Raw genomic sequence first — 6,512 nt, 5'->3', positions numbered from 1 at the left:
AAGACGGCGTGGATCAACGACCCGGCCAAGCGCAGGGAACCCGCACCACAAACCTCATAGCGTCACGACCGTCTCACTGGACTTGAAATCTTCCGCCCGGGCTGCGGAAATCTGGACCCGCAGCACGCAGACGCCGCCGGCAACCTTGGCCCACGCGCGCGCTCTCCTTCTTGCATCGACAACAAGCCCCCGGCTCGAGCCCACCCCGGAGAACGCCAACTTCGGCCTGACTGTCCACCAAGGCCCCCGGGCCGATGCGGCTCGCGGTCTCGGCCAACTTGCCTGTGTTCCGGAGCAGTACGGCCCTGAGGTCGCCCAGGCACTGCTGACACTGGCTGCAGACCCCGTAGGAACCATCAGACACACCGTGGCTCGGGTGGCCCCACTCGTAGCGATCAGCGCCCCTGACACGGCGTGGGAGATTCTGAAGCACCGCGCCTCGCAGGACGACGACGACGCCGTACTCGCCGCCACGGTCGCCACGGCCTGCTTCCGGATGCGCCGGAACCTCGCCGCCGCCGCCCAGTACCGGGCCCGCGAGGGACACCTGAACGTGCCCCGCAAGCACAAGGAACCGCTGGTCCTGGCCGACGGGAGCACCGTGCAGATCGGGCTCGGGCTGTTCGTGGAGAACTCCCGGCGCAGGCGCGCCGACATCCCCGCCGACCGCGCCGCCCGGCTCACCGAACTCGGGATGCGGTGGGAGTAGCGGCACATCCCGCGGGCCGGGCCGTCGAGGTGCAACACGGCATCGTATCCGGCCCATCCGATGAGGGAAAAGGCCAGGTCAGGAGTGCAACGCGGGGCCCGCGTCGCGCGCGAGGCGCCCCGGCAGTGCCGCGACTCGGAGGGCAGCTGAGCGCCGACCGTGCCGACCGGCTGAGGACATTCCCCGGGCGGCACCGTTGTGGCGGAGCGCGGTGCCGCGTACCAGGAACCCCACCAGCGCCCCTGGCCACCGCTTGACGGGTGAGCCCGAAAGGCAGGGATGCTCTTGGAACGTAAGATCCCTTGCCCTGTTCGAGCCTTGCAGTGGTCGTGGTGTCTTTTCGCAGTCGCCCCCCGAAGGGCACCGTTACGGGGCTAGGGTCGAAGGGCTATTACATCGGTGCGAGCGAGAGGGCGGGAATGCTGGAGGAGGCGCTGTTGGCGTTGGCCACGGCGGGTGGGACGGCCGTGGTCCAGGCGGCGGGGACGCAGGCGTGGGACGGGCTGCGGGCCCGGGTCGCCCGGTTGCTGAGCCGTGAAGACGGTGAGCGCGAGCGCGTGGAGTTGGAGCGGCTGGACCGTACCGCCAGCGCGTTGCAGGCGTCGACATCGGTCGGGGCCGAGCAGGATCGACTGTGTCAGCAGGTGGCTTGGCAGACCAGGTTCGAGAGCCTGTTGGAGGGCGTGGCCGGCGCGGAGCGTGAGCGCGCCGCGGCAGAGCTGCGGGCCCTGGTCCAGGAGCAGGCTACCGGCGGCGTGGTGTCCGCGGGGGACCACGGTGCGGCGGTGGGCGGGAGCGTGAACGTTCGGGCCGATCATGGGTCGGTGGCCGCCCTTCGGATGGGGGACGTGACACTGGGAAACCCCCCGCTGCCGGGTCCGCCCCAGGGCTGAGCGGACCCGGCACCACACTGTCCCCGCCCGCCGCCGGGCACCCGGCCGTCTCCGCCGAACACAGCAGCTTCGCCGTCGGCCACGCCCAGCAGGTCGTTTACCACCACACCGCACCCCCGGCGCAGGGCGCCTGGCCGCGCCAGCAGCATGAGAGGCCGGTGCCGCGTCAGCTACCCGGCGAGGCGCCCGGCTTTGTGGGCCGCGCGGCCGAGCTTGAGCGTCTGGAGGCGCTCGAGGCCACCGCGCCGGGCGGGGGTGTGCGGCTCGTGGTGGTTGCAGGGACCGCCGGGGCGGGCAAGACCTCGCTCGCGGTGCGCTTCGCCCACCGGGTGCGCGCCCGGTTCCCCGACGGGCAGTTGTTCGTCAACCTGCGCGGATACGACCCGGGCCCGCCGGTAACCCCCGAAGCGGCACTGGAGCGCTTCCTGCACGCCCTGGGCATCGCGGCGGACGCGATTCCTGCGAGTGCGGAGGAGCGGGCGGCGCTGTACCGCTCCCTGCTCGCGGAGCGCCGGGTGCTGGTGGTGCTCGACAACGCCGCCACCGTCGGACAGGTGCGACCGCTGCTGCCGGGCGACGCCGGCTGCCTGGACACGGTGCGCGCCGTCTTTACTTGGTCCTACCGCGCCCTGCCCGCACCAGCCGCGCGTGTATTCCGCCTCTTGGGCCTGCACCCTGGACCTGAGTTCGCCACCGCTGCAGCCGCCGCCCACCGGCCACACAGACCGTCAGATCCGATATCACCTCGACCTGCTGGCCGGCGCCCACCTCCTGGAGCAGACTGGCCCCACCCGCTATCAGTTCCACGACCTGCTGCGCGCCTATGCCGCCGGCCAAGCCCACCAGGAAGAGAGCCCTGGGCAGCAGCGGACCGCCCTGACCCGCGTCGCCCAGTGGTACCTGCACACCGCCGACGCCGCAGTCCGCAACGTCCAGCACCTCTACCCCTCACAGATCGCAGGGCCACCCGAGCCCGCAGTCGAACCTCTCACCTTTACCGGTTACGAACAGGCGATGGACTGGTACATCACAGAGCGGACCAATCTGCTGGCTCTCGCGCGGACCACAGCTGCCGCCGGTCTCGACGAGATCACCTGGCAACTGCCCGCGACGCTGGATCCGCTACACGACGCGCACAGCGCCGTGGAAGACGAACTCGAAACCGCTCGACTCGGTCTCACGGCAGCGCGGCACCTGAGCGACCATCGCGTCGAAGCAACGATGCACCAGATCATGGGCTACGCCCATCGGAAGCGCAACCGACTGGGGCCGGCCACCGACTGCTTCCGCGCTGCCTTCGACATCCACCAGCAAATTGGCGAGCAACTCGGCCTACTGGAGGCAGCCAACAGCCTGGGCCGGATTCACCTGGAGCTGCGCGAGCTGGGCACGGCCGTCGAGTACTTCGAGCGGACCCTCGCTCTGGCCCGCGAACAGGGGCAGCAGGGGTGGAGCGCCGTCGCGCTGGACAACCTGACCAGTGCCTACCGCGAAATGGGGAAGCCTGAGAAAGCGGCCGACCTGGCACGGCAAGCTCTGGAAATCTGCCGCCAGGCCGACCTCGAGTTGCGGATGCACGGCGACTTGTCGCTCAGCCTTGCCAGTGCCCTCCGGGAGATGGATCAGCTCGCGGACGCTGAGGAGCACCTGCATGCGGCAGCCGCAATCATCGCCGATGGACTGGTCTTCCATGCGCTGGAGTACGGCGTCCTGCGTGAACAGGCAGCACTGGCTCTGGCACGTGGCGAGAGCGAGCAGGCGCTGGAAATCTATTGGCAGTGCTTGAATCTCACCCGGACCATGGGCAACAGGCGTATCGAGGTGCTGATCTACGACGGGATCGGACAGGCCCTACAACGTCTGGGACGCGCCAATGAAGCCGCCGACTTCCATCTGTCAGCAGTGGCACTCGCCCGCCAGCACGCGAACCCCGTCGTCGTTGCCACGGTCCTGACCCACCTAGCCCATGCGCTGGAACGAAGCGGGCACAGCGAGCGGGCGCTGGCTGCTCGGACTGAGGCCGAGATGCTTCTGGCTCCGTACACTGACCTCCGAGCCGAGGCGCTGCGCGAGCGTCTTCGCATGCCGGGTTGACTGGTCGGCAGATCGAGGCTGGGCACGGCGAGGCCCCCAGTTGGAGGAAGTGGTTGGTGTACCCAGGGCGGGGGCAGGAAGCAGACATGCATCACTTACTCAGGCGTATCGGAACGCTCCTGGCGGCCCCGGTCGTCGCCCTCGCCCTGGTCACTGCCGGCTTCACCATCGGCGCCACCCCCGCGTCCGCCGAAGTCTTCTGCGGCTCCCACTCCGTTGACGGCGCCATCTGGACCGAGTACACCCAGACCCCCGGCGTCCAGCGGTCGCTGGGCTGCCCCACCAACGACGAACTCGGCACCCCCGACGGCATCGGCCGCTTCCAGAGCTTCGACAACGGCTTGATCTACTGGACCCCCGACACCGGCGCACACGCCGTGTGGGGCGCGATCCGCCAGTACTGGGCCGACCTGGGCTGGGAGCGCGGCTATCTGGGCTACCCCCTCACCGACGAGCTCACGAACCCCGACGGCTACGGCGTACGCCAGCAATTCCAGGGCGGCACCGTCTACTGGAGCCAGTACAGCGGCGCCCACGCCGTCCACGGCGTCATCGGCTGGTGGTGGGGACAGAACGGGTACGAGAGCAAGTTCTACGGCTACCCGACGTCCGACGAATACAACGAGGTCTACGTCGGAGGCACCGAAGTCAGCAACACGGGCAAACGGCAGAACTTCCAGTCCGGCCGCTACATCCTGTACAGCGACGGCCAGTCCAACGCCTTCGAAAGCTGCCACACCGCATGCATCGGCTACGGCGGCATCACCAACACGAAGTGGGTGAAGAAGACCGAGGTCTACATGAACCTGGCGGACCAGAACAAGCGCTCCACGCATGTCACCCCGACCGACGCCGCGTTCGCGAGTACCTCGAGCTCGGACACCGCTTCCAGCGACCCGGCGGACAACTGGAAGCAAGTCTGGTCCAACACGCTCATGTTCCCGCACGCCACGCAGGGCGAGATGCACTCGACCTACGAGCAGCTGTACTGCCACGCGTCGTACTCCTACCCCAAGGACGACAGCCACTACGGCGGCGAGACCTGGGACCTGGAAGCCTGGCACTACGACATGGTCCCCTACGACGCGAGCAAAGCACTCCAGACCGGATGCAACTGGGGAGAGTAACCCCCGCCTGACCCACGTCCCCCTGCCCGAGCCGGCAGGGGGACCTCGTTATTTCTGCGTCAGCCCAGCATCCGCGCGAGCGCCGCGACGTGCGACACGAGCCGCCGCTGCGGACGTCGTCCGGCAACAGGAACCCGGCAGCAACATCCGAGGTGGCTGAGTACCGAACGTGGCTGACGAACCCCCGGATATCTGTCAGGCACGTGGCCGTCTGGCCTACTTCCCTTACGTGTCTTCTCTGAACTAGCTGAGCCTTGCGGCACCGTGGCCTGCTCGGTGGTTCAGCGGTGCCACGCGAATCCCGTGCCGGCAAGGACCACGAGCACCAAGCACAGCCGGAGCGTTCTGCCATTGCTGTCGATCGCGTACCGGATGAGGCGCCAGAAGGTCGCCACGTTGATCACCCCTTCAGTAGAGCCTGGTGACCACAGTCGCGAACGATCCGTGACTTCCATGTTGTACCCGAGAGCCCATGAATACAGACCTCTGCGTCCCCCCACATGCCTTCTCTGAACTACGCGCCAGCGGCCAGGAGGTCGCTCTGGGGCTGACCGACTGACGCGGCCGGCCTCAGAGCACCCTCACCCGGATCGAGGCCTCAGCTACCGAGCCGCCCGCTCCGGCGGTTGTTGAACCTCGGCATGGTGGCCTTGATCTGGGCCAGCGCTGTGACCAGGGCCGTGAGGAGTGCAGCAGCGGCCTTGATCCGCGAGGCGTCCATGGTGGTCATCATCGCGATGATGACCACCACCAGGATGGCCTGGCCCTGACCAGGAATCTTGCTCTCGCGTGTGGGATCGTTGATCTGGATCGACATGATGGTGTCCTTCCGCAGCCCCTTGTCTCGCCAGGTGTCCAGCCGTCCGCGAGCAAGGGGCTTTCTGTGTAGGCGACTTGGCGCGCCCTTCGCTAGAAGCTAGCACGGCAAGATCTTGGCGCGATTCGGTGATGCGACTATTAGTCCGCTTGAGGGTGCATTAGTGGCGGCAGATTCGGAAGATGCGGAGTCATGGCATCAGTGATTGACTTCTAAGTTTCTCTGGATTTCGCGGGCGCCAATCTTGTCAAATGATGGAATCGCGATGAATATGGGCGATGCTTTCTGCTCCTGCTGCGCATCGAGCTGGTCGATCTTCTATTTCACGGCGGCCAGACTGACATTTAGACCCTTCGACTTCACCAAGCCAGCCTTCGCGTTCAGCTTCGGCGATCCGATCCTGAAGATTGTCCCGAATATCTTCGAGTCGCGGCCTTTCAGCAGGGCTGACGATGAGAACGGGGCAGCGGACGCTGGGCCCAAGCCCACATCGGTCACGACGACGTCGCCGAGGCTGGCTTCACCCCCGAGACCCTGCGCCGCCAGATCGCCGCGCACTCCTGCCACGACGGCTTCGCCCTCGTCGTGGCCTCCTCCGCTGACCAGGCCGTCGGATTCGCCTACGGCTTCCGCTGCCCCCCCCGGCCGACTGGTACGGCGAACAGCTCCTGCCCTCCATCACCCCCGACGCGCGCGACACCGACTCCCTCGCCGGCATCTGTGAACTCGCCGTCCTGCCCGACTGGCAGGGCCAAGGCGTCGGCACCCACCTCCACACTGAGCTGCACTGATCTTCGTGGAGTCTTTGAAGCCTGGGTTACGATCCAGGCGTAAGGAGAACCACGAGCAGTGCCAGCACCACGTAAGTACCC

The 6,512-nt window shown here is 67.3% G+C and carries 7 protein-coding genes and 1 pseudogene; 6 read left to right on the top strand and 2 right to left on the bottom strand.

Features of this window, described 5'->3' with window-relative positions; translation table 11 throughout:
- Positions 1 to 376: 376 nt before the first annotated feature.
- The 5 genes and pseudogenes from ACIBEC_RS47385 to ACIBEC_RS47365 all read left to right on the top strand — a co-directional run bounded on the left by ACIBEC_RS47385 (position 377) and on the right by ACIBEC_RS47365 (position 4,823).
- Positions 377 to 709 (top strand): helicase associated domain-containing protein, encoded by a 333-nt coding sequence (locus ACIBEC_RS47385; RefSeq protein ID WP_360510150.1) that lies wholly within the window; start codon positions 377 to 379, stop codon positions 707 to 709.
- 419 nt (positions 710 to 1,128) lie between these two features.
- On the top strand, positions 1,129 to 1,602 hold the full coding sequence (locus ACIBEC_RS47380) for a hypothetical protein (protein ID WP_360510149.1): 474 nt from the start codon (positions 1,129 to 1,131) through the stop codon (positions 1,600 to 1,602).
- Positions 1,603 to 1,760: 158 nt separating this feature from the next.
- Positions 1,761 to 2,138 (top strand): annotated as a pseudogene (locus tag ACIBEC_RS47375) (AAA family ATPase); the annotation flags it as partial.
- A gap of 112 nt (positions 2,139 to 2,250) precedes the next feature.
- Entirely contained in the window at positions 2,251 to 3,696 is a 1,446-nt protein-coding gene (locus ACIBEC_RS47370; protein ID WP_360510148.1) for a tetratricopeptide repeat protein, read from the top strand.
- Positions 3,697 to 3,782: 86 nt separating this feature from the next.
- Positions 3,783 to 4,823, top strand: coding sequence for a hypothetical protein (locus ACIBEC_RS47365; RefSeq protein WP_360510147.1), 1,041 nt, complete (start codon positions 3,783 to 3,785; stop codon positions 4,821 to 4,823).
- A 598-nt stretch (positions 4,824 to 5,421) separates the two neighbouring features.
- On the opposite strand, the gene ACIBEC_RS47360 is transcribed toward ACIBEC_RS47365, so the two are convergent.
- Both ACIBEC_RS47360 and ACIBEC_RS47355 read right to left on the bottom strand, forming a co-directional pair.
- A complete protein-coding gene (locus ACIBEC_RS47360) occupies positions 5,422 to 5,640 on the bottom strand; it encodes a hypothetical protein (RefSeq protein ID WP_360510146.1) in 219 nt (72 codons plus the stop codon).
- 318 nt (positions 5,641 to 5,958) lie between these two features.
- Positions 5,959 to 6,198: a hypothetical protein gene (locus ACIBEC_RS47355; protein ID WP_396290870.1), complete on the bottom strand. Its 240-nt coding sequence runs from the start codon at positions 6,196 to 6,198 to the stop codon at positions 5,959 to 5,961.
- A 56-nt stretch (positions 6,199 to 6,254) separates the two neighbouring features.
- Here ACIBEC_RS47355 and ACIBEC_RS47350 point away from each other — a divergent pair, with 56 nt between their 5' ends.
- Complete coding sequence (locus ACIBEC_RS47350) at positions 6,255 to 6,431, top strand: GNAT family N-acetyltransferase (RefSeq protein ID WP_360510151.1); 177 nt, start codon at positions 6,255 to 6,257, stop codon at positions 6,429 to 6,431.
- Positions 6,432 to 6,512 lie beyond the last annotated feature (81 nt).

The sequence above is a fragment of the Kitasatospora sp. NPDC051164 genome (genome assembly GCF_044455625.1).
Lineage (GTDB): Bacteria > Actinomycetota > Actinomycetes > Streptomycetales > Streptomycetaceae > Kitasatospora.
The sequence above is the reverse complement of the archived record's forward strand: the minus strand, read 5'-3'. Positions and strand labels throughout refer to the sequence as shown.